This is a genomic window from Paramesorhizobium endophyticum, assembly GCF_014640615.1.
Classification (GTDB): domain Bacteria; phylum Pseudomonadota; class Alphaproteobacteria; order Rhizobiales; family Rhizobiaceae; genus Paramesorhizobium; species Paramesorhizobium endophyticum.
The window spans coordinates 66,654-88,712 of sequence record NZ_BMHH01000018.1 but is presented as its reverse complement, the minus strand read 5'-3'; the positions used below and the strand labels follow the sequence as shown (position 1 = coordinate 88,712).

Sequence of the window (22,059 nt, the reverse complement as noted above, 5' to 3'; positions counted from 1 at the left end):
CTAACACCAGCGGCCGGGAGCAGGGTGATACCCCTGCTCCCGGTCGGAGTTTATTTCCATGTTGCGTTTTGTTCTGAACAAGTTGGCGTATCTGGTGCCGACATTCATCGGCATCACCATCGTTGCCTTCGCCTTTGTGCGCGTCCTGCCCGGCGACCCTGTACTCCTGATGGCGGGTGAGCGGGGTGTGAGTCCCGAACGGCATGCCGAACTGATGGCGCAGTTGGGCTTCAATCGCCCGCTGTGGGAGCAGTATCTGAGCTATGTCTGGAATCTGCTGCACGGCGATTTCGGCCAGTCGATCGTCACCAAGAAGCCTGTCATCGCGGAATTCTTCACGCTGTTTCCAGCGACCGTGGAACTCGCCATCTGCGCGATCATACTCGCGGTGATCGTTGGCATCCCGGCGGGTGTCATCGCCGCCGTCAAGCGCGGTTCCTGGTTCGACCAGTCGCTGATGGGTGTAGCCCTTGTCGGCTATTCGATGCCGATCTTCTGGTGGGCGCTGCTGCTGATCATCTTGTTCTCGGGCATTTTGCAGTGGACCCCCGTTTCGGGCCGCATTTCGCTTCTTTACTATTTCCCCTCGGTCACCGGCTTCATGCTGATCGACAGCCTGCTGTCCGGCGAGAAGGGCGCTTTCGCCTCTGCGGTTTCTCATCTTATCCTGCCGACCATCGTGCTGGCGACCATTCCGCTGGCTGTCATCGCGCGGCAGACACGCTCGGCGATGCTGGAAGTGCTGGGCGAGGATTATGTGCGCACCGCGCGCGCCAAAGGCCTGCCGGTGCGCCGCGTCGTCGGGCTCCATGCTCTGCGCAACGCCATGATTCCGGTTATCACCACCATCGGCTTGCAGGTGGGTGTGCTGATGGCGGGCGCGATCCTGACGGAGACGATTTTCTCCTGGCCGGGCATCGGCAAGTGGATGCTCGATTCCATTTCGCGCCGAGATTATCCGGTCGTCCAGAGCGGATTGCTGATCATCGCGATCATCATCATGCTGGTGAACCTGATCGTCGATCTGCTTTACGGCCTCATCAATCCGCGTATCCGGCACAAGTGAGGGTATCATGACAGACACTGCCATTCAGCCGGAAGCAACGCAGCCGGACACCATGAGCAATGCCGGAAAAATGCGCGCCTTGCAGGATTTCTGGTTCTATTTCAGCGTCAATCGCGGCGCGGTCATCGGTCTTTTCGTCTTCGTGGCGCTTGTTCTCGTTGCCATCCTGGCGCCTCTTGTCGCGCCGCATAATCCGACGGAGCAGTTCCGCGAATTCATGCTGGCGCCGCCATTCTGGCAGGAAGGCGGCTCGACCCGGTTCCTCCTGGGAACGGACGCCGTCGGGCGCGACATCCTTTCGCGCCTCATCTATGGCGCGCAGTACTCGCTGCTGGTCGGCTTTATCATCGTCATTATTTCGATGTGCGTCGGCATCACGGTCGGCCTCCTCGCGGGCTATTTCGGCGGCAGCGTGGACTCGGTCTTCATGCGCATCATGGATGTGATCCTGGCGTTCCCGTCGCTGCTGTTGGCGCTGGTGCTGGTGGCGATCCTTGGGCCGGGCCTCACCAACGCCATCATCGCCATCACGCTCGTGCTCTTGCCACACTTTTCGCGCCTGACACGCGCGGCTGTGATGGCGGAGAAGAACCGTGAATATGTGACGGCGGCGAAGCTCGCGGGCGCGGGCAAAATGCGGCTGATGTTCAAGACCATCCTGCCGAACTGCCTTGCCCCGCTGGTGGTGCAGGCGACGATGTCGTTTTCCAACGCCATTCTCGACGTTGCGGCTCTTGGCTTCCTCGGCATGGGCGCGCAGCCGCCGACGCCGGAATGGGGCACCATGCTTGCCGAAGCGCGCGAATTCATCATGCGCGCCTGGTGGGTCGTCACTTTCCCCGGTCTTGCGATTCTCATCACGGTTCTCGCCATCAACCTGATCGGCGACGGCCTGCGCGATGCGCTCGACCCCAAATTGAAGAGGAGCTGACGGAATGGCTCTGCTCGAAATCAAGAACCTGACGGTTTCATTCCAGACCTCCACCGGCCAGTTCAAGGCGGTGGATGGCATCGACCTCTCCGTGGACAAGGGCGAGGTGCTCGCCATTGTCGGCGAGTCCGGTTCCGGCAAATCGGTCGGCATGCTGGCGATGATGGGCCTTCTGCCCAAGACGGCGACCATTACCGCCGATCTGATGACGTTCGACGGCAAGGATCTGCGGTCTTTAAGCGACAGCCAGCGGCGCGCCCTCATCGGACGCGATATGTCGATGATCTTCCAGGAGCCGGTTGCGAGCCTCAACCCGTGCTTCACGGTCGGCTTCCAGCTCGAGGAAGTGCTGCGCTTCCATATGGGCCTTGGCCGGGCGCAGCGCCGCAAGCGCGCCATCGAACTGCTCGAGTCCGTGGGTATCCGCGATGCCGAATCGCGGCTTGGCGCTTTCCCGCACCAGATGTCGGGTGGCCAGTGCCAGCGCGTAATGATCGCCATGGCGATTGCCTGCAATCCGAAGCTGCTCATCGCTGACGAGCCGACCACTGCGCTCGACGTGACCATCCAGAAGCAGATTCTCGACCTGCTCATGAACCTCCAGGCCGAGCATGGCATGGCGCTGATCATGATCACCCATGACATGGGCGTGGTAGCGGAAACGGCGGACCGCGTGATCGTGCAGTATAAGGGCCGTAAGATGGAGGAAGCCGACGTGCTTTCGCTGTTCGAGGCGCCGAAGAGCCCCTATACACGGGCGCTTCTTTCCGCGCTGCCGGAAAACGCCACCGGCGACCGCCTGCCGACTGTCTCCGATTTTGTGCTGGGCGAAGCCGCAGCGGGAGCCGCATAATGACGCAAACCGTTCTCGATGCGCGCAATCTCGTGCGTGATTATCATGTGTCGGGCGGCCTGTTCGGCAAGCAGAAAACGGTCCACGCCGTCAAAGGCGTGAGCTTCACGGTGGAGAAGGGCAAGACGCTCGCCATTGTCGGCGAATCGGGCTGCGGCAAGTCCACGCTCGCGCGTATCCTGACGCTGATCGACGCGCCGACCGCAGGCGAGCTCTTCATCGACGGCATGAAGATCGACATCGCCAAGGATGGCCTGACGCGCGAGATGCGCCAGAAGGTGCAGATCGTCTTCCAGAACCCCTATGGCTCGCTCAATCCGCGCCAGAAGATCGGCGACGTGCTGGCCGAGCCGCTGCTGCTCAACACCAACATGCCGGCGTCCGAGCGGCGCGAGCGCGCCATGCAGATGCTCATCAAGGTTGGACTGGGGCCGGAGCACTTCAACCGATATCCGCACATGTTCTCCGGCGGCCAGCGCCAGCGCATCGCCATTGCGCGCGCGCTGATGCTGAACCCGAGCCTCCTGGTGCTGGACGAGCCGGTCTCGGCGCTCGATCTCTCCGTGCAGGCGCAGGTGCTGAACCTCCTCGCCGATTTGCAGGACGAACTGGGGCTGACCTATGTCTTCATCAGCCACGACCTCTCCGTGGTGCGCTACATCGCCGACGAGGTGATGGTGATGCATTTCGGCGAAGTGGTGGAATATGGCACGCGGGAAAAGGTGTTTTCCGACCCGCAGCACCAGTACACGAAGACGCTGTTCGACGCGACGCCCCGGGCCGATGTCGAGGCGATCCGGGCAAGGGTGGCGGCGCGGCAAAAGGAAAAGGTGGGGGCAGCGGCTTAATTCTTGAACGCTGGCCCTCCTGTGGGCAGGCATCTCCCAACTTGCCGTCATCCTCGGGCTTGTCCCGAGGATCTGCTGCCGCCGAAAACTAATCCGCCGACGCTGTCGCGGCTGCGTGTACCACGTCCGTCTCCTTATGGTAGATCCTCGGGACAAGCCCGAGGATGACGACGGGAGGAGGTACCGCTCACTCCGGAGGCGCGCCCATCAGCGCATCGATAAAGACGGCCTTCTTAGCCAGATATTCCTGAATAGCCTCACCGCTATCTCTGATGCCGCGTCAGCCCTCTGACAATATCATCCGCTGAAATCTTGCCGATGATCTGGCCATTCTCGATCACGCCGACATCGCCATCGTTTCGCGCCACTGCCTGCATGATTTCGCGCACCGGGGTCTCGTAGTGCGCGGTGGCGGCGAAGGGGCGGGTGGAAGACACGCGGACGAAGCGCGACATGATATCGCCGGCCCTGAGCACGCCGAGCGGGTTCATATGGGCGACGAAATCCGCGACGTAATCGTTGGCGGGGTTGATGAGAATTTCCTGCGGCGTGCCGCACTGGACGATGCGGCCGCCTTCCAGAATGGCGATGCGGTTGCCGATCTTCATCGCCTCGTCGAGATCGTGGCTGACGAAGACGATGGTTTTGCGCAGGCGCGCCTGCAGGTCCAGAAGCTCATCCTGCAGCCGGTTGCGGATCAGCGGGTCGAGCGCGGAGAAGGGCTCGTCCATCAAGAGGATCGGCGCGCCGGTGGCGAAGGCGCGGGCAAGGCCGACGCGCTGCTGCATGCCGCCCGAGAGTTCGCCCACCTTGCGCACGGCCCAATCCTTGAGCCCGACCAGCTCCAATTGCTGGCGCACCGCGGCAGTGCGGTCTTCCCTGGAGAGGCCGGCGATTTCCAGGCCAAAACCAACATTCTCTTCCACCGTGCGCCAGGGGAGGAGACCGAATTGCTGAAAAACCATCGAGACCAGATGGGTGCGCAGATGGCGCAGCGCCGCCGCATCCGCCTTGCCTACATCGATGGAGCGCCCGCCATTATGCACCACCACCCGGCCCCGCGTGATCGGGTTCAGGCGGTTGATGGCGCGCAGGAGCGTCGATTTGCCGGAGCCGGAGAGGCCCATCAGCACCAGGATTTCGCCCTCCATGATATCGAGCGAGCACTCATGCACGCCCAATATATGGCCGGTCTCGCTTTGGATCTGCGCGCGGGTGGCGCCGCGGTCGGCGAGAGACAGCGCCTCGCCGGTCTTTTTGCCGAAGATGATGGAAACCCGGTCGAGCGTGATGGCGGTCATCCTAGTCTCCCTTACTCGGACGGAATATACGGTCGAGCACGATGGCGACGACGACGATGACGAGACCGGCCTCGAAGCCGAGCGCGGTGTTGACCGAGTTCAGCGCTCGCACGACGGGCACCCCGAGGCCATCGGCCCCCACAAGCGCGGCGATGACCACCATGGAAAGCGAGAGCATGATCGTCTGCGTCAGTCCGGCGAGGATTTGCGGCTTGGCGGAGGGCAGCTCAATCTTCCACAAAAGCTGGCGGGGCGAGGCGCCGAAGGCTTCGCCCGCCTCGATCAGATGGCGCGGGGTCGAGGAGATGCCCAGATGCGTCAGGCGTATGGGGGCGGGGAGCACGAAGATGGCGGTGGCCAGAAGGCCGGGAACCATACCGATGCCGAAGAAGACGATGGCCGGGATCAGATAGACGAAGGTGGGCAGCGTCTGCATCAAATCGAGCACGGGGCGCATCGCAGCATAGAGCCTCGGCCTGTGCGCGGCGGCGATCCCGAGCGGCACGCCAAGCCCCATGCAGAGGATGCAGGAGGAGAGCACCAGCGTCAGCGTCTCCATCGTCTGTTTCCAGTAACCCTGGTTGAGGATGAAGAGGAACCCGAGCACTGTGAGCGCCACGACGGAAAGCCGACGCTGCAGGAACCAGGCGATGGCGGCGAAAATGGCGATCGTCACCAGCGGGGGCGGGGCGTTGAGCACGAACAGGAGGCCGTCGATCATGGCCTGCATCACCGCAGCCAGCGCATCGAACGCCCAGGTCAGATGGCTCGTCAGCCAGTCGACCACACCCTTAGCCGTGCGCCCGACGGGAATTTTGTACTCAGTCAGCCAGTTCAAATTTCTGGTTCCCCTTTGTTATTTGGCAACGATGAAGGGGCCGCGCCTTGCCGGGCTCGCGCCCTCCCTCCCCCTTGCGGGGAGGGAGGCCCGAAGGGTCGGGTGGGGGTGGTGACGCTTGACGCCACGGCTTTCGTAGCAAGCGCAAACGTCACCACCCCATCCGCCCGCTAACGCGGGCACCTTCCCCGCAAGGGGGAAGGAGGGCGCTTGGCACTTACAGCCCCAGATACCCCTTCACCGCCGCAATTCCATCGCCGCCATCCTTCGTCGTCACTCCGGCCAGCCACTTGTCCAGCACGGCCGGGTTGGCCTTGAGCCAGTCTTTCGCCGCCTTTGCCGGGTCCTCGCCCTCGTCGAGGATCTTGCCCATGATCTCGTTTTCCATCGGCAGGGAGAATTCCAGATTGGCGAGGTACTTGCCGACATTGGGGCATTCGGTGGTGTAGCCGGCGCGGACATTGGTGTTGACGGTCGCGCCGCCGAAATCGGGGCCGAAGAACTCGTCGCCGCCGGGGAGATATTCGATCTCGAAATTCTTGTTCATCGGGTGCGGCGCCCAGGCGAGAAAGACAATTGGCTTCTTGGCTTTAACATCGCGCGCCACCTGCGCCAGCATGCCCTGCTCGGAGGATTCCGCCAGCTCGAAGCCCTTCAGGCCAAAGGCGTCCTTGTTGATCATGTCGAGGATCAGGCGGTTGCCGTCATTGCCGGGCTCGATGCCGTAAATCTTGCCATCGAGCTGATCCCTAAATTTGGCGATGTCCTTGAAATCCTTGAGGCCCGCCTCATAGGCGTATTTGGGCACGGCGAGGGTGTATTTCGCGCCGGTGAGATTGGTGCGCAGCGTCTCCACCGTCTTGTCATCCAGATAGGGCTGGAGATCGGCATTCATCGACGGCTTCCAATAGCCGAGGAACACGTCGATATCCTTCTTGGAGAGCGAGGCATAGGTGACGGGGACGGAGAGCACCTTGATATCCGTCTGGTAGCCGAGGCCTTTCAGGATTTCCGTCGTCACTGCCGTGGTGGAGGTTATGTCCGTCCAGCCGACATCGGAAAAGCGCACCGTGGAACAACTGGCGGGCTCGGCGGCCTGCGCCGCGCCAAGGCCCAGCGAAAGGGCGAACAGGGATGAAGCGATTGCGATCTTGAAGGGTCTCATAGCGGTCTCCATTGCCGGGCGCGTTTTTCTCCGGTCTCCTCAAACAGAACCAAGCACCAAAGCGGCGGGTGTTCAAGCACCGGCGCGACAGAATGTTTCTTGTTAGAGGCAATTGGGCGCTCGGGGCAAGTCTGGGGAGGGCATTTCTGGAAATGTCGCGGGACAGCGCCCCCCTCTGTCCTGCCGGACATCTCCCCCGCGAGGGGGGAGATTGGCTGGCGCCGATGACGGCGCCTTTCCTGCGGCGTTGACGATTGGCGCAAGCGTAGATGAAGGCCAATCTCCCCCCTTGCGGGGGAGATGCCCGGCAGGGCAGAGGGGCGCGCTGTCCCGCCAACGGTTCCATTTCTATGCAAAACCCTCTATCTCCAACGCCAAACGCACCGGAAACCCATCGCCCATGGAACTTCCCACCCCATTAAGGCAGGCCGTCGAGCAGGCGCTGGAAGGCATTCCGCTGGCCGAATTGAAGCGCGCGGCGGATATCCTCTCGCGCCGCTACCGGGCGGAAACGCGTGACGGCGCCTTGCATCTATCCAGCGACCTTGCGGCGCGGGCCTATCTCGCCACAAGGCTGCCCGCGACCTATGCGGCGGTGCGGGCGAGCATGGGCTATGCCGCCGAGCTTGCCCCGGATTTCGCGCCCAAGACGCTGCTCGATGTAGGGGCGGGGCCGGGCACGGCGCTATGGGCGGCGGCGGATTGCTGGCCGTCGCTGGAAAGGGCCGTGATGCTGGAGGCGAGCCCCGCGATCCGCGCGCTGGGCGAAGCGCTCTCGCGCCATTCGCGGCTGACAGGGCTGGAGTGGCGGGCGGCGGATGTGGTGCGGGACGTGCCGGGCACGGAGAGCTTCGACCTCGTGACGCTCGCTTATGTGCTGGACGAGCTTTCGCCGGAGGAGGGGCAGAGGCTGACGAACACGCTCTGGCAGGCGGCGCGCGGGATGCTCCTCGTGATCGAACCCGGCACACCCGCCGGCTGGCGAAGGATGATGGCGGTGCGCAAGCTTCTCACCGAAAACGGCGCGCACCTCATTGCGCCCTGCACCCACACCGCGCCATGCCCGTTGAGCGAACCCGACTGGTGCCATTTCTCCCGCCGCGTCGCCCGATCCCGCCTGCACCGGCTGGCAAAAGGCGGCGAAGTGCCGTGGGAAGACGAGAAGTTCATCTATCTCGCCGCGGCGCGGTTTTCGGGGGTGAAGGCGGAGGCGCGCGTGCTGGCGCCGCCGAGGGTGAGCTCCGGAAAGGTGGGGCTGAAACTGTGCCTTGCGGACGGGCAGGTGGAGGAAAGGCTGGTGACGAAGCGGGACGGGGAGGGATATCGGTGGGCAAGGCGGGTGGAGTGGGGGGATGCGGGGTAGAACGGCCTAACCCACGGCCAAAAGCCAATATTCCATCAACGGAAGGCTTCGCCGCGCGCGAGGCTGCCCAGCATTTTCTCCATGAGCTTCTGGCGGGTTTCCTCCTTCTTTGCGGAATGAAGGCGGTAGTACATCGAAAATAACTGGCTGCGGTTGAGCCGTTCGAACGTTTCCCTGGCCGCCGCATTTTGCCCAATTGCGGCCAGAAAGCTTTCAGGAAACTCCATCGCGGCGCTGCCCGAATAAGCAGCGTCCCAGCGCCCGTCCGCCTTGGCCGCGGCGACTGCCTTCATGCCGGGTTCCTGCATTCTTCCTTCCGCAATCAGCCGTTCAGCATGGGCGCGATTGGTTTTGGACCAGGCCGAGCGGGGTTTTCGAGGCGTAAAGCGCTGGAACCACGACTGGTCGTCATGCGATTTCTTTATGCCGTCGATCCATCCCCAGGCCAGCGCTTCGACAACGGCTTCCGCCCAACTCACCGAGGGTATTCCGGAGGATTTCTTATAAAGCTTCAGCCAGACTTCCTCCTGTTGCGCATGGTTCTCCGCCAGCCACGCACAAAACGCCGCCGCATCCGCAAATGCCTGCACGCGTTCGACATTCACATCCATCAGGAAACTCCCCACCGCGACAAGGATCGCGCATCTTCCAATCACGCTCCAGCGACAGCATATTCATCGGATATGATTCCCGCAAAGCCAGGAGCTACGCCGATGCCGGAAGACAAGATCAAAGGCCCCGCTTCCTATTTCCCCTCCATCGAGAAGACCTATGGCCAACCGATCAGCCATTGGCTCGAAGTGCTGGACGGATTGAAGGGAAAGAAGCACATGGAGATGGTGGCGGTGCTGAAGTCGGAGCATAAATTGGGGCATGGCCATGCGAATGCGCTGGTGGCGTATCATTTGGGGAGGGAGAAGGGGTGAGGGGCGGGCGCTGAGTGGCGACGGATGCGCGCGTTCTTGCTTCGCCCAAGGTGAGTTCAGGGACGGTTGGATTGAAGTTGTGCCGCGCGGATGGCGGGTGGTGACAAAGCGGGACGGAGAGGGGCATCGGCGGGAGCGGGCGCTGAGCGGGATTCCTGATTTTTATGCCTTAAGGCTATGAACAATAAGAGGGGCTAGAACGTTCCAAAGGGCGGTCAAATGCTCCGGAGATGGTGCGAAACCAGGAGAATGAATGTACCGATGAAGTGTATCAGCAGAAATCAATCGGTCTGAATGTTGGAATTTTTTTAATTCTCCAACATATTTCGCGTCGATTTTTCCTTTACTGCGAAGGTCTTCTGCCACTTTTAAAACACGAAGAGCTAGCTTATCATTTGAGCCTACGGGAAGCTTCGTTTGAAGAATGTAGTTTTCAATCGATAATTCTAATAGTACGCGAAATAGTGTAGATATCGCATTCAGATGATCGGATAAAACGAGGCGGAACTGCAATTCCTCCCAAATCGCACGATGTCGCTGGAGGCGGCCCGGCCATTCAATCCCGTAGTCCGTCCTGGGTATCAAGTTGACTTGCCGCGTTGGACTAGGAGCGCGTGGTGGACGCACGATTGATTTTATGTGGCTCGAACTCAAAGACGCCGATTTTTGTTTGTTTAGTCTGTCCTTTGCAGTTGGAAGAAGCCCCTCTGTCTCTAATTTATCAAGATAAGCCCGTTTTCCGTCATTATCCCAGATGTCGTTAAGAACGATTTCGCGCCGAGCTAAGTCATCGGCAATTCGTTGTAATGCGTTGAGTACAATAGGCTCTTGATGCGTGTACTCAAATCGACGTCGGTTAATACTGAAGCCAACGCGGTTACGGAATGTCTCTGAAGATAGTAACCGATTCATCGTGGAACGTGGCAGCTTTCGACTCTCCGGCATCATACCAGCGTCCGAAAGGCGACGTTCGATTTCGTCGGCAACGCTTATAGCATTGCCCATTCCTGTCCGATTGATGAAATTCGCCTTCATCCGGTCATCCCAGGTGCTTTGGCCCACGCCTGACTGGGTTCCGGTATGTCTCCGAAAAAGAATATCGTCGACACGATCTCGATCTAATTCGATTTGGCACAAAATTCGGTCGGGAAATTTCCCTTTCCAGTTTGCTTTGAGAGTTGAAAAATAGGCTTGGAGTTCAGTTGTTGGTGCACGACGCGAATCTTCGAGGGTTTTGAGGCAAGTTATGCGCCTGTTTCCATCGAATACGAGGAACTTTGTCCCTTCAGGTGAAACAAGGGGCGGTTCGTAAATTTCACCAGCCTGTGCGATATCCTTTGCAAGCGCTTTCATATGCGCTTCGCGATTATTAAATAACCATGCGATCGCTGCGGTTTCGTTTTCAAGCTCGCCGTGCCTGTCGTTGGCCCGATTAATTAGTAAGTCTTCTATTGCCAGAAACTGATATGACATATCATGTCCCCCACTCGGTAATTTCAATTGTTGTAATAAAACAAGAATGGGTCAATGCAAGGTCCTGTTCGATTGGACTGCCCGCCTTGCGTCTCATTACGATATTAGCTCCCCTCACACCGGAATATTCGCCGTCTCCTTCACCTCCTCCATCACCGCATAGGTATGGGTCTCCCGTATCCCCGGCAGCGACAAGAGCGCATCCGATAGAAACCGGCGGTAGTGTTCCATGTCGGCGACGCGGGCCTTTACGAGGTAGTCGAAGCCGCCTGCGACCATGTGGCATTCCATTACATCAGGGTTCTTGCGCGTGGCTTCGGCGAAGATGTCGAAGACCTCAGGCGTGGTGCGGTCGAGCTTGATTTCGACGAAAACCAGCATCGAGCGGTTGAGCAGGCGCGGGGAGAGCCTGGCGGCGTAGCCCAATATATAGCCGTCGCGCGTCAGGCGCTTGACGCGCTCGGCCGTGGCCGTCTGCGAGAGGTTGATGTATTCGGCCAGTTCCGTGTTCGTCAGCCGGCCATTATCCTGCAGGGCGCGCAGGATCTTGCGGTCCATCGGGTCGAGGTCTTTCATTCCCTAAAAATTCCCCTTTTTATGGATTATTCACCAAATCCATCTCCTTAATTGGTGAGAACCTCCATGTAAAATGAAATATATGGGTGAAACCAATGGATCGGATCGATATTGGCGAAAAATCCGCTCCATTCCCATATTTACAATCGAAACCCGCGAAGGGCCTTCCATGGCCGCTTCCGGTTCCGCTCAAGGAGAGCATTTCATGACGGCCCAGCCCGTGTCTCTTTCTTCGCATAAGCCTGTGATCGAGCCGTTTTCGGCGCCTTATGCGCCGGAGGACGATGTGCTCGTGCCTGCGCTTCTCAAGGATGTCACCTTCAGCGCGGAAGCCAACCGGCGCATCGACGAGCGGGCCGGGGGCTATATCGCCGCCATCCGTAAAGAGGCGAGCGGCATTGGCGGGGTCGAGGATTTCCTGCGCGAATATGGGCTTTCCACGCGCGAGGGGCTGGCGCTGATGGTGCTGGCGGAGGCGCTTTTGCGGGTGCCGGATGCAGCGACGCAGGACAAGCTCATCGAGGACAAGCTGAAGCAGGGCCGCTGGTCGGAGCATGAATCCTCGGGCGATACCTGGTTCGTCTCGGCTTCCGCCTGGGCGCTGGGGCTTTCGGCCAAGGTAATCAAGCCGGGCGAGACGCCGGAGGGCGTCGTCGCGGGCCTTATCAAGCGCATGGGCCTGCCGACGGTCCGCGCGGCGACCAAGCAGGCGATGCGGTTTCTGGGCCATCATTTCGTGCTGGGCGAGACCATCGGCGAAGCCTTGAAGCGCGCCCGTGCGAGCGAGGCCAAGGGCTATCGCCATTCCTTCGACATGCTGGGCGAAGGCGCGCGGACGCGGGCCGATGCCAAGCGCTATTTCAAATCCTATGCCGATGCCATCGACGCCATCGGCAAGGCGGCGGGCAAGAACCCGCTGCCGGACCGGATGGGCATTTCGGTGAAGCTTTCGGCGCTGCATCCGCGCTATCTCGCCACCCATAGCGAGCAGGTGCTGGAGGAACTGGTGCCGGATGTGCTGGCGCTGGCACAACAAGCCAAGTCCTATGATCTCAACTTCACCATCGATGCGGAGGAGGCGGACCGGCTGGAGCTTTCACTGGATGTGATCGACCTCGTGTTCGCCGATCCGTCACTCGAAGGCTGGGATGGGTTCGGCCTCGCCATCCAGGCCTATCAGAAGCGGGCGCTGCAAGTGATCGAGCATATCGATGCGCTGGCGGCGCGGCTCGGGCGGCGCATGATGGTGCGGCTCGTCAAGGGCGCCTATTGGGACACGGAGGTGAAGCGCGGGCAGGAGCGAGGGCTGCCGGATTATCCGGTCTTCACCCGCAAGCCGGCGACGGACGCCTCATATCTCGCCTGCGCCAAGCGGATGCTCGCCGCGCGGCCACGGCTTTTCCCGCAATTCGCCACGCATAATGCGCTGACGGTGGCGACCATCCTGGAGATGGCGGGCGGCGACAAGAGCGGCTTCGAGTTCCAGCGCCTGCATGGCATGGGCGAGAGCCTTTATAAGCAGATCACCGAAAAGGGCGAAAAGATCGCCTGCCGCATCTATGCTCCGGTCGGCGGTTATCGCGATTTGCTCGCCTATCTCGTGCGGCGGCTTCTGGAGAATGGCGCGAATTCCTCCTTTGTTTCCATGGTAGGGGATGAGAATGTGCCGATTGCCGACCTGCTCGTGCGCCCCGCGCAGAAGCTGGAGGATGGGCGCGGCTATCGCAACCCGTCCATTCCGCTGCCGCCGCAGCTTTACGGCCCGTCGCGGCGCAATTCGGCGGGGCTCGAATTCGGCGACCGCAAGGAACTGGCTGGGCTCCTCACCGGCATTGCTAGCGTACGGCGCAATGTCGATGCCGTGCCGCTCATCCCCGGCGTGACGGTGCTCAACCAGACGGAGCGGGTGGCCTCGCCGGTCGATGGCTCGCAGGTGGGCACGGTGGTGCCGGCGGGCAAAGAGCAGGCGGAGCGGGCGGTGGAAGTCGCGCGCAAGGGCTTCGCCAAATGGTCGCGCACGCCGGTGGAGGAACGCGCCGCGGCGCTCGACCGCGCGGGCGACCTCCTGGAGGCGAATCGCGACCGGCTGATGGATCTGCTCTCCCGCGAGGCGGGCAAGACGCTGGATGACGGCATTGCCGAAATCCGCGAGGCGGTGGATTTCTGCCGCTATTACGCGGCGGAAGCGCGCCGCCAGTTCGGCCACGACATGGTCATGCCCGGCCCAACGGGCGAGGACGACCGGCTGCGCCATCGCGGACGCGGCGTGTTCGTCTGCATCTCTCCATGGAATTTCCCGCTGGCGATTTTCCTGGGCCAAGTGACGGCGGCGCTCGCCGCTGGCAATGCGGTGGTCGCCAAGCCCGCCGAGCAGACGCCGCTCATTGCCCATGAGGCGGTGAAGCTGCTGCATGAGGCGGGCGTGCCGCAGGATGCCGTGCTCTACGTGCCTGGCGATGGCTCGGTCGGCGCGGCCTTGACGGCGCATCCGGCCATCGGCGGTGTCGCCTTTACGGGTTCGACCGAGACGGCCTGGGCGATCAACCGGACGCTTGCGGCGAAAAACGGCCCCATCGTGCCGCTCATCGCCGAGACGGGCGGCCTCAACGCCATGGTGGTGGATGCGACGGCGCTTGCCGAACAGGTGACCGACGATGTCGTCACCTCCGCCTTCCGTTCCGCCGGGCAGCGCTGTTCAGCATTGCGCATTCTCTATCTGCAGGAGGATGTGGCCGATTCCATGCTCGAGATGATCGAGGGCGCGGCGCGGGAACTGGTGCTGGACGATCCGGCGCTGCCTTCCACCGATATCGGGCCCATCATCGATGAGGCGCAGCGCACGATGCTCGCCGAGCATATCGAGGAGATGAAGAAGACGCAGAAGGTGCGCTTTGCCGGCGTGGCGCCAAAGGAGGGCATTTTCTTCGCGCCGCATATCGTGGAGCTCGACCGGCCGGAGGCGCTGACGCGCGAGGTGTTCGGGCCGATCCTCCATGTGGTGCGCTGGAAGGCGCGCGATCTCGACAAGGTGTTCGATTCGATTGCGGCCACCGGCTATGGCCTCACCTTCGGCCTGCACACCCGCATCGAGGCGACGGTGGCCAAGGCGGTGGACCGGCTCGATGTCGGCAATATTTATGTCAACCGCAACATCATCGGCGCGGTGGTGGGCACGCAGCCCTTCGGCGGCTCCGGCCTGTCCGGCACAGGGCCGAAGGCGGGCGGGCCGACCTATCTGACGCGTTTTGCGCTGGAACAGGTGGTGTCGGTCAACACGGCTGCGGCGGGCGGCAATGCCAGCCTGATTGCCATGGGCGATTGAGACGGATTTTCCGAAGTATGCAGCCGGCTTTCTATTGGAAATGCGTGGAAAAAAAGCATTGAAGCGACTCACATCTATTATGATGAGAATCGTTTCAATGCTCGCGTCGGTAGTATTTTAGAAAGGTTAACTTCAACGTCAATGCGAAAAAAGCTTCTCGGCGAAGCTTTTTTCGCTTGCGAATCTATGCAACCTCCGATACTAATAATCCCGTACTGAATGACTTTTAGCACGTGCCAGTTGCAGTTTCCGGGTATCTGAATATAAAATTTTAGATATTCGGCTAATAGATCAGGTTCAGGGTTCCGCCCCCGCCTAATACCTTGGGCCTGATATTGTCCCATTCTGGAGGACAAGGAAAGTCCGGATCGCTTCCACGATCCGGACTTTTCGTTTGCTTCAAGGCAAGACTGCAAGCGCTGGCGGGACAGCGCCCCCCTCTGCCCTGCCGGGCATCTCCCCCGCAAGGGGGGAGATTGGCCGACACACGCTTCCGCTCTCACCCTGCAACGTTGGCGATTGGTGCCGCGCGTCTATGAAGGCGCAATCTCCCCCCTTGCGGGGGAGATGTCCGGCAGGACAGAGGGGGGCGCCTAGAACCGTCGCTTAAACAAGACCGCAATCATCCGGGCAAACCGTCTTCGTTATAGAGAAAGTCCTGGCTGCGCGCCGCGCTCGGTCCCGGAGTAGGTTTCGCCTCCGCTTGAATCCTATTAAGGATGGCCATACGCCGCTTGAACTCTTCCGGCGATACTTCGAGTTTCGGCACCGCCTCCGCGGCGGTGGATTCGGGCACCAGCCGCACGGCCGCTTGGCCATTACCGGTAAGTATCACCTCATCTCCAGCCTCGGCGCGCTGAATGAGTTCGGGAAGATGATCTTTTGCTTCTGCTACGGATATGCGCATTGCTTTTCTCCGCTGTCGAGCCTTTCCAACAGCCTATCATATGGTGCCTTCCCGGGTAAGAGCACAAACTTTCCAGTTGCAAGTGACGCAACTGGGCGCTAACAATTCCATCCATGTACAACACGCGCATGATCATCAATGGCTGGTGGTGGGTCCGCTGAAAGCGGCCACGCTAGGCTTTTGCATGCGCGCAAAGGATCACAGGGCCGCAACGGAATTTCCGGGCGGCCTTTTTGTTTAGCCGTCCGCAAGCTAAATGTCAGGAGCTAGAGGACGATGGCGATGACTGCCGAAAATGAAGTGCATGACTATGTAACCGCCGGCGGCGTCGCCATCAGGCGAACGCGGGTGCCGACGCCCTATGCCGGGGCGATCGAGGCGAGCATCGACGCGCTCGACGGGCGGCGCGGGGCGGTGTTCTCCTCCAATTATGAATATCCGGGCCGCTATACGCGCTGGGATACGGCGATCATCGACCCGCCGCTGGCCATCACCTCGAACGGGCGGGAGATGAAGATCGAGGCGCTCAACAAGCGTGGCGAGGTTATGCTGCGCTCGATTCTCGATGTGATGAAGGGCCTTGCCGATGTGACGGTGGCCAGGGCGGAAGAGGGGCTGATCGAGCTTACCATCGCAGAGCCGCAGCGGCATTTCACCGAGGAGGAGCGCTCGCGCGCGCCTTCGGTGTTCACGGCGCTGCGCGCCATTGTCGGGCTGTTCTTTTCCGAAGAGGACGGCAGCCTCGGGCTTTACGGCGCGTTCGGCTATGATCTTGCCTTTCAGTTCGACCCCATCACCTTCAAACTGAAGCGGGCGGACAGCCAGCGCGATCTCGTACTTTATCTGCCGGACGCGATCCTGGTGGCGGACCATTATTCCGCCAAGGCGTGGTTCGACCGCTATGAGTTCTCCTATCAGGGCGCTTCGACTGAGGGCCTGCCGCGCGAGACGGTGGCCGAGCCGTTCAAGCCGTCCGACCGTATCCCGCCGCGCGGCGATCATCAGCCCGGCGAGTTCGCGCGGCTGGTGGAAAAGGCAAAGGAGAGCTTCAAGCGCGGCGATCTCTTCGAAGTGGTGCCGGGGCAGACTTTCTATGAACGTTGCGAAACGAAGCCTTCGGAAATCTCCCGGCGATTGAAGTCGATCAACCCATCACCCTATTCCTTCTTCATCAATCTGGGCGATGGAGAATATCTTGTCGGCGCTTCGCCGGAAATGTTCGTGCGGGTCAGCGGGCGGCGGATCGAGACCTGCCCGATATCAGGCACGATCAAGCGCGGCGATGACGCGATTTCGGATTCGGAGCAGATATTGAAGCTGCTCAACTCCAAGAAGGATGAATCCGAGCTCACCATGTGCTCGGATGTGGACCGCAACGACAAGAGCCGGGTGTGCGAGCCGGGTTCGGTGCGCGTCATCGGGCGGCGGCAGATCGAGATGTATTCGCGCCTCATTCACACCGTTGATCATATCGAAGGCCGGTTGCGCGAGGGCATGGACGCGTTCGACGGTTTCCTCAGCCACGCCTGGGCGGTGACGGTGACGGGCGCACCCAAGCTCTGGGCCATGCGCTTCATCGAGGAAAATGAGAAGAGCCCGCGCGCCTGGTATGGCGGGGCCATCGGCATGGTGCATTTCAACGGCAATATGAACACTGGCCTGACGCTGCGCACAATCCGCATCAAGGATGGCATCGCGGAAGTGCGCGCCGGGGCGACGCTCCTCTATGATTCCGTGCCGGAAGAGGAAGAGGCGGAAACGGAGCTCAAGGCATCTGCCATGCTCTCGGCCATTCGTGATGCGCACAAGCCCAACGCCGGAGGTGAGGCGCGCGCGGCGGCCCGCGTCGGCGAAGGGCTGTCGATCCTGCTTGTCGATCATGAAGATTCCTTCGTCCACACGCTGGCGAATTATTTCCGCCAGACCGGAGCGAATGTCTCGACGGTGCGCTCGCCGGTGGCGGAAGAGCTTTTCGACCGTCTGAAGCCCGATCTGGTGGTGCTGTCGCCGGGGCCGGGCATGCCGAAGGATTTCGACTGTAAGGCGACGATCGCCAAGGCGCGGGCGCGTGAACTGCCGATCTTTGGCGTGTGCCTCGGGCTGCAGGCGCTTGCCGAAGCCTATGGCGGGACGCTGCGGCAATTGCACGAGCCGATGCATGGCAAGCCCTCGCGTATCCGTGTGCTGAAGCAGGGCCGCATCTTCTCCGGTCTGCCGAAGGAAGTGACGGTCGGGCGCTACCACTCGATCTTTGCCGATCCGGTGCGGCTCCCAGATGAGTTCATCGTCACGGCGGAGACGGAGGATGGCGTCATCATGGCGTTCGAGCACAAAAAGGAGCCGATCGCGGCGGTGCAGTTCCATCCCGAATCGATTATGACGCTGGGCCACGACGCCGGAATGCGGATGATCGAGAATGTCGTGGCGCATCTGCCGCGGCGGGCGAAAGAGCGAGCGGCGTAGTGAGTAGGGAATAGTGAGTAGTGAGATAGTGAAAGCCCACTACTCACTACCTCACCGTTCACTATCTCACTCGGGGGACCCAATATGGACGCGAAGTCAAAGATTCAGCTTCTCTCCGTCTGGTCGATCCCGGTCGCGCTGGGCGTGCTGGCGCTGAAATATGCCGCCTTCGCCGTCACCGGTTCGGTGGCCCTTTATTCGGATGCGCTCGAATCCATCGTCAATGTGATTGCAGCGGTGGCGGCGTGGTGGGCGATCCGCGTCAGCCACATGCCCGCCGACCAGAACCATCCGTTCGGCCATCACAAGGCCGAATATTTTTCGGCTGTGCTGGAAGGGGTGCTCATCGTCGTTGCTGCGCTTTTGATCTTCCATCAGGCGTGGGGCGCGCTCCAGGCGCCGCGCAATCTCGCGGACCCCTGGCTCGGCCTTGCCATCAACGGCGTGGCCGGCGCTGTCAATCTGGTGTGGGCGCTCGTGCTTATCCGCGCGGGCACGAGCGAGAAATCTCCGGCGCTTCTTGCCGACGGCAAGCACATCATGACCGATGTGGTGACCTCGGTGGGTGTCGTCATCGGCCTTGTCGCGGCGGTATACACCGGCTGGGACGTGCTCGACCCGCTGCTCGCCGTGATCGTCGCGCTCAACATTCTCTGGCAGGGCTGGCATGTCATCAATTCCTCGGTGCAGGGGCTGATGGATGTCGGCGTCGATCTCGACGAGACGATCCGCATCCGCGATGTCATCTCAGCCAATGCGGGCGGGGCAATCGAGGTGCACGATCTCAAAACCCGCATCGCCGGTCGGGCCACCTTCATCGAGTTCCACATGGTGGTGGCGGCGGAGATGAGCGTCGGCGACGCGCATGTCATCTGCGACCGCGTCGAGAACGCGCTGATGGAATTGATCCCCAGCGCCCGCGTGGTCATCCATGTCGAGCCCGAGGAAGAGGCGAAACTGCCGCGCGGCACGGCGGCAGTGCCGTTTGCTTGATAGAGGGTGAATTAAATGGAAACGTCGGCGGGACAGCGCCCCCCTCTGTCCTGCCGGACATCTCCCCCGCATGTGGGGAGATTGCGCCTTTATAGATGCTCGGCATAGATGCTCGGCGTCAATCGCCAAGGTTCGTTGTAAAGTGTCCTCATTGATACCAGCCAATCTCCCCCCTTGCGGGGGAGATGCCCGGCAGGGCAGAGGGGGGCGCTGTCCCGCCAACATCTCTATCCGCATGCACTAATTTTCTTGCGTCTTTCTCTAGTCTCGATTATCGATTGTTGCCATGAACACGCGCGCTGCCATTGCTGCCTCTGCCCGCTCCGTTTCCACGGATGCGAATGCGCGCGCTCTCCTACGCTCGCTTCTTCTCGGCCTTATCGGCGACCGTCGGGCTCGTTAAGGAGCGTCCGGCGGTCGAATGGTCCCGCCAGGCCCCTGCTCCTTGCCCTCAATCGATATTCGTAGAGATTAATGCCGTCGCCATCCGGTCATAAGCCGCCGGTATGCTGCGCGGCCTGCAGAAACGAGAACAGCCATGAATGAGACCAAAGCTTCTTCCAGCTTCAAGGGAATGCCCGTCGCGGCGAACAAATATCAGCCCTATCCGGCGGTGGACCTGTCCGGCCGCACATGGCCCGGCAAGCGCATCGAGAAGGCGCCGGTCTGGTGCTCCGTGGATTTGCGCGACGGTAACCAGGCGCTGATCGATCCGATGGGGCATGACCGCAAGGCGCGCATGTTCCAGTTGCTCCTCGACATGGGCTTTCGCGAGATCGAGATCGGCTTTCCCTCCGCCTCGCAAACGGATTTCGATTTCGCCCGCTGGTGCGTGGAGGAGGGCGGCGTACCCCTCGCCGTATCGCTGCAGGTGCTGGTGCAGTGCCGGCCGGAGTTGATCACCCGCACCTTCGAGGCGCTGGAAGGGGCGCATCGCCCGATCATCCATTTCTATAACTCCACCAGCGAGTTGCAGCGCCGCGTCGTGTTCGGCAAGGATGTGGCCGGCATCAAGCAGATCGCCACCGATGCCGCCAAGATGATCACCGACATGGCGGCGAAGGCGGGGGGCGGCTACCGCTTCGAATATTCGCCGGAGAGTTTTACGGGCACCGAGCTGGAAGTGGCGCTGGAAATCTGCAACGCCGTCACCGAGATCATCAAGCCGACGCCTGAGAACAAGCTGATCATCAATCTGCCTTCGACGGTAGAGATGGCGACGCCGAACATCTATGCCGACCAGATCGAGTGGATGTGCCGCAATCTCGACAATCGCGAGAACCTCATCGTCTCCTTGCATCCGCATAACGACCGTGGCACCGGCATCGCCGCCACCGAACTCGGCCTGATGGCGGGCGCGGACCGGGTGGAGGGCACGCTGTTCGGCAATGGCGAGCGCACCGGCAATGTCGATGTGGTGACCCTGGCGCTCAACATGTTCACGCAGGGCGTCGATCCGGAACTGGACTGCTCCGACATTGTCAGGATGAAGGACGTCTACGAATATTCGAACCAGCTGCGCATCCCCGAGCGGCATCCCTATGTGGGCGAACTGGTCTATACGGCCTTCTCCGGCTCCCATCAGGACGCCATCAACAAGGGCATGAAGGCGATCCGGCAGGCCAACAAGCCCTTGTGGGAAGTGCCTTATCTCCCCATCGACCCGCAGGATGTGGGGCGTTCCTACGAGGCGATCATCCGCATCAACTCGCAGTCGGGCAAGGGCGGCATCGCCTATATTCTGCAGGCCGATTACGGCCTCAACCTGCCGCGCAATTTGCAGGTGGAATTCCGCGACGTGATCCAGAAGATCACCGACGAGGAAGGCAAGGAGCTGCCCTCGAAGCGCATTCATGACGAATTCCAGAAAATCTATGTGACGCAGCCCGATGCACGGCTGAAATTCGTCGATCACCACACCTATCCAGACCCCGAGCGCAAGGGCCGCCGGATCATGGCCGCCGAGATTTTCGACGGTGGGGTGACCAAGCGGATCGAAGGCCACGGCACGGGTCCCATCGACGGCTTCGTCGACGCGCTGTCGCATTATCTCGGGATCAAGCTCTCGGTCGTCGATTATTCCGAGCATTCGCTGGGGCAGGGATCCGACGCTTCGGCCATCTGCTACATGGAAATCGCGCATCCGGGCGGGAAGATCTTCGGCGTCGGCATCAACGATAATATCGTGACGGCCTCGCTGGAGGCAATCGTCGCTGCGGCGAACAGGATATTAGGGGAGTAAGGGAATAGGGGAATAAAGCAGGGAGATTGCTTACTCTCTACTCACTTATTCCCTTGCTCCCTTCCATGGGTTAATGTTCCATTAACTGGAGCAACCTGGGAAGCCCCCATGAGCGAGACGAGCGATAAGGCCAGTTCACCCGGCGCCGCCGTGCGCCGACTGTCGGATGCGATCCGCACGGTGAAAATCGCCGCTGCCGACCGTGGCGATGTCGTGGTGGACATGAAGGAAGCGGACCGCATCCGGCTGGAACTGCTGGCGCAGGACCTCCAGCCGGTGTTCGATGAAGTGCCCGCCGACGACTGGCAATGGGACTTCGCGCTTTCCACCGGCCTGCAACCGCGCCTGTGGATCGACGCGACCGCGCATGTGATGATGGGCCGCGACCGGCGCACCTACCGCTTCGTCCGCGACACGCGGGTGGGCCGCGTCGTCATGGCCGAGTCGACCGAAATCAAGCCCATCTCCGATTCCGTCACCGCCTATATCGCCGAGCGCATCGTCGAGCGGGAGCGGCTCATGGAAGGCGAGCGCGTGGATCTGCGGGCGGGCCGTCCGGTCGCAGACGGCGCGGCTGCAGAAGAAAACCCCGCGCCGGTTTCCGTGCAGGCGGCGGCGCTAGCCGAACCGCGCAAACGCAGCCGGTGGACGGGTTTTGTGACGGGGTTTGTCTGGTTCCTCATCGGCGCGCTCGTCGCCTGCGGGCTGCTGATGGTGGTGCTGAAGGACCGGATTGGTCTGGTGGTTTAATTTCCACTTTGCTGGATCAGCGCCAAGGGTCCTCTTGGGTAT

The 22,059-nt window shown here is 61.2% G+C and carries 18 protein-coding genes; 11 read left to right on the top strand and 7 right to left on the bottom strand.

Annotated elements, in window-relative coordinates:
- Window positions 1-58 precede the first annotated feature (58 nt).
- Genes IEX53_RS18470 through IEX53_RS18455 form a run of 4 tightly spaced genes read left to right on the top strand, consistent with a single transcriptional unit; the run spans window position 59 to window position 3,698 of the window.
- Window positions 59-1,066, top strand: a complete 1,008-nt coding sequence (locus tag IEX53_RS18470; protein WP_188825654.1) for an ABC transporter permease subunit — start codon at window positions 59-61, stop codon at window positions 1,064-1,066.
- A gap of 7 nt (window positions 1,067-1,073) precedes the next feature.
- Window positions 1,074-1,997, top strand: coding sequence for an ABC transporter permease subunit (locus tag IEX53_RS18465; RefSeq protein WP_188825653.1), 924 nt, complete (start codon window positions 1,074-1,076; stop codon window positions 1,995-1,997).
- Between the two features lie 4 nt (window positions 1,998-2,001).
- Window positions 2,002-2,850: an ABC transporter ATP-binding protein gene (locus IEX53_RS18460; RefSeq protein ID WP_188825652.1), complete on the top strand. Its 849-nt coding sequence runs from the start codon at window positions 2,002-2,004 to the stop codon at window positions 2,848-2,850.
- Window positions 2,850-3,698, top strand: a complete 849-nt coding sequence (locus IEX53_RS18455; RefSeq protein WP_188825651.1) for a dipeptide ABC transporter ATP-binding protein — start codon at window positions 2,850-2,852, stop codon at window positions 3,696-3,698. The genes IEX53_RS18460 and IEX53_RS18455 overlap by 1 nt, the downstream gene beginning before the upstream one ends.
- A 263-nt stretch (window positions 3,699-3,961) precedes the next feature.
- Here the strand turns inward: IEX53_RS18455 and choV are convergent, their stop codons facing one another.
- The 3 genes from choV to IEX53_RS18440 all read right to left on the bottom strand — a co-directional run bounded on the left by choV (window position 3,962) and on the right by IEX53_RS18440 (window position 7,002).
- Complete coding sequence (gene choV / locus IEX53_RS18450) at window positions 3,962-4,999, bottom strand: choline ABC transporter ATP-binding protein (protein WP_188825650.1); 1,038 nt, start codon at window positions 4,997-4,999, stop codon at window positions 3,962-3,964.
- A 1-nt stretch (window position 5,000) separates the two neighbouring features.
- Window positions 5,001-5,837, bottom strand: coding sequence for a choline ABC transporter permease subunit (gene choW / locus IEX53_RS18445; protein WP_188825649.1), 837 nt, complete (start codon window positions 5,835-5,837; stop codon window positions 5,001-5,003).
- Between the two features lie 217 nt (window positions 5,838-6,054).
- Window positions 6,055-7,002, bottom strand: a complete 948-nt coding sequence (locus tag IEX53_RS18440) for a choline ABC transporter substrate-binding protein (protein WP_236016265.1) — start codon at window positions 7,000-7,002, stop codon at window positions 6,055-6,057.
- 400 nt (window positions 7,003-7,402) lie between these two features.
- Between IEX53_RS18440 and IEX53_RS18435 the strand changes: the two genes are divergently transcribed.
- On the top strand, window positions 7,403-8,365 hold the full coding sequence (locus tag IEX53_RS18435; protein WP_188825647.1) for a small ribosomal subunit Rsm22 family protein: 963 nt from the start codon (window positions 7,403-7,405) through the stop codon (window positions 8,363-8,365).
- 35 nt (window positions 8,366-8,400) lie between these two features.
- Here IEX53_RS18435 and IEX53_RS18430 read toward each other — a convergent pair whose 3' ends face one another.
- Window positions 8,401-8,976, bottom strand: coding sequence for a YdeI/OmpD-associated family protein (locus IEX53_RS18430; RefSeq protein WP_188825646.1), 576 nt, complete (start codon window positions 8,974-8,976; stop codon window positions 8,401-8,403).
- Window positions 8,977-9,078: 102 nt separating this feature from the next.
- Here IEX53_RS18430 and IEX53_RS18425 point away from each other — a divergent pair, with 102 nt between their 5' ends.
- Window positions 9,079-9,291, top strand: coding sequence for a DUF4287 domain-containing protein (locus IEX53_RS18425; protein WP_188825645.1), 213 nt, complete (start codon window positions 9,079-9,081; stop codon window positions 9,289-9,291).
- A gap of 162 nt (window positions 9,292-9,453) precedes the next feature.
- Here IEX53_RS18425 and IEX53_RS18420 read toward each other — a convergent pair whose 3' ends face one another.
- Window positions 9,454-10,764 carry a hypothetical protein gene (locus IEX53_RS18420; protein WP_188825644.1) on the bottom strand — a complete coding sequence of 437 codons (1,311 nt, stop codon included), beginning with the start codon at window positions 10,762-10,764 and terminating at the stop codon, window positions 9,454-9,456.
- A 114-nt stretch (window positions 10,765-10,878) separates the two neighbouring features.
- Window positions 10,879-11,340 carry an Lrp/AsnC ligand binding domain-containing protein gene (locus IEX53_RS18415; RefSeq protein ID WP_188825643.1) on the bottom strand — a complete coding sequence of 154 codons (462 nt, stop codon included), beginning with the start codon at window positions 11,338-11,340 and terminating at the stop codon, window positions 10,879-10,881.
- Window positions 11,341-11,545: 205 nt separating this feature from the next.
- Between IEX53_RS18415 and putA the strand changes: the two genes are divergently transcribed.
- Window positions 11,546-14,662, top strand: coding sequence for a bifunctional proline dehydrogenase/L-glutamate gamma-semialdehyde dehydrogenase PutA (putA, locus tag IEX53_RS18410; RefSeq protein ID WP_188825642.1), 3,117 nt, complete (start codon window positions 11,546-11,548; stop codon window positions 14,660-14,662).
- 622 nt (window positions 14,663-15,284) lie between these two features.
- Here the strand turns inward: putA and IEX53_RS18405 are convergent.
- A complete protein-coding gene (locus tag IEX53_RS18405; protein WP_188825641.1) occupies window positions 15,285-15,569 on the bottom strand; it encodes a type II toxin-antitoxin system Phd/YefM family antitoxin in 285 nt (94 codons plus the stop codon).
- A 276-nt stretch (window positions 15,570-15,845) separates the two neighbouring features.
- On the opposite strand from IEX53_RS18405, the gene IEX53_RS18400 reads away from it, so the two are divergent.
- From IEX53_RS18400 to IEX53_RS18385, 4 genes are all read left to right on the top strand, one after another.
- Window positions 15,846-18,032: an anthranilate synthase gene (locus tag IEX53_RS18400; protein ID WP_188825640.1), complete on the top strand. Its 2,187-nt coding sequence runs from the start codon at window positions 15,846-15,848 to the stop codon at window positions 18,030-18,032.
- Between the two features lie 84 nt (window positions 18,033-18,116).
- Window positions 18,117-19,025, top strand: coding sequence for a cation diffusion facilitator family transporter (locus IEX53_RS18395; protein ID WP_188825639.1), 909 nt, complete (start codon window positions 18,117-18,119; stop codon window positions 19,023-19,025).
- Between the two features lie 538 nt (window positions 19,026-19,563).
- Window positions 19,564-21,267: a 2-isopropylmalate synthase gene (leuA, locus tag IEX53_RS18390; protein WP_236016264.1), complete on the top strand. Its 1,704-nt coding sequence runs from the start codon at window positions 19,564-19,566 to the stop codon at window positions 21,265-21,267.
- 108 nt (window positions 21,268-21,375) lie between these two features.
- Window positions 21,376-22,017, top strand: coding sequence for a hypothetical protein (locus IEX53_RS18385; RefSeq protein WP_188825638.1), 642 nt, complete (start codon window positions 21,376-21,378; stop codon window positions 22,015-22,017).
- Window positions 22,018-22,059: the final 42 nt, after the last annotated feature.

What these genes read in the sequence shown, in the direction of transcription:
- IEX53_RS18455 (WP_188825651.1), top strand. Translation starts at nt 2,850, where the DNA reads ATGACGCAAACCGTTCTCGATGCGCGCAATCTCGTGCGTGATTATCAT.
- choV (WP_188825650.1), bottom strand. Translation starts at nt 4,999, where the DNA reads ATGACCGCCATCACGCTCGACCGGGTTTCCATCATCTTCGGCAAAAAG.
- leuA (WP_236016264.1), top strand. Translation starts at nt 19,564, where the DNA reads ATGAATGAGACCAAAGCTTCTTCCAGCTTCAAGGGAATGCCCGTCGCG.
- IEX53_RS18385 (WP_188825638.1), top strand. Translation starts at nt 21,376, where the DNA reads ATGAGCGAGACGAGCGATAAGGCCAGTTCACCCGGCGCCGCCGTGCGC.
- IEX53_RS18440 (WP_236016265.1), bottom strand. Translation starts at nt 7,002, where the DNA reads ATGAGACCCTTCAAGATCGCAATCGCTTCATCCCTGTTCGCCCTTTCG.
- IEX53_RS18460 (WP_188825652.1), top strand. Translation starts at nt 2,002, where the DNA reads ATGGCTCTGCTCGAAATCAAGAACCTGACGGTTTCATTCCAGACCTCC.
- putA (WP_188825642.1), top strand. Translation starts at nt 11,546, where the DNA reads ATGACGGCCCAGCCCGTGTCTCTTTCTTCGCATAAGCCTGTGATCGAG.
- IEX53_RS18435 (WP_188825647.1), top strand. Translation starts at nt 7,403, where the DNA reads ATGGAACTTCCCACCCCATTAAGGCAGGCCGTCGAGCAGGCGCTGGAA.
- IEX53_RS18405 (WP_188825641.1), bottom strand. Translation starts at nt 15,569, where the DNA reads ATGCGCATATCCGTAGCAGAAGCAAAAGATCATCTTCCCGAACTCATT.
- IEX53_RS18470 (WP_188825654.1), top strand. Translation starts at nt 59, where the DNA reads ATGTTGCGTTTTGTTCTGAACAAGTTGGCGTATCTGGTGCCGACATTC.
- IEX53_RS18400 (WP_188825640.1), top strand. Translation starts at nt 15,846, where the DNA reads ATGGCGATGACTGCCGAAAATGAAGTGCATGACTATGTAACCGCCGGC.
- IEX53_RS18415 (WP_188825643.1), bottom strand. Translation starts at nt 11,340, where the DNA reads ATGAAAGACCTCGACCCGATGGACCGCAAGATCCTGCGCGCCCTGCAG.
- IEX53_RS18425 (WP_188825645.1), top strand. Translation starts at nt 9,079, where the DNA reads ATGCCGGAAGACAAGATCAAAGGCCCCGCTTCCTATTTCCCCTCCATC.
- IEX53_RS18430 (WP_188825646.1), bottom strand. Translation starts at nt 8,976, where the DNA reads ATGGATGTGAATGTCGAACGCGTGCAGGCATTTGCGGATGCGGCGGCG.
- IEX53_RS18395 (WP_188825639.1), top strand. Translation starts at nt 18,117, where the DNA reads ATGGACGCGAAGTCAAAGATTCAGCTTCTCTCCGTCTGGTCGATCCCG.
- IEX53_RS18465 (WP_188825653.1), top strand. Translation starts at nt 1,074, where the DNA reads ATGACAGACACTGCCATTCAGCCGGAAGCAACGCAGCCGGACACCATG.
- IEX53_RS18420 (WP_188825644.1), bottom strand. Translation starts at nt 10,764, where the DNA reads ATGTCATATCAGTTTCTGGCAATAGAAGACTTACTAATTAATCGGGCC.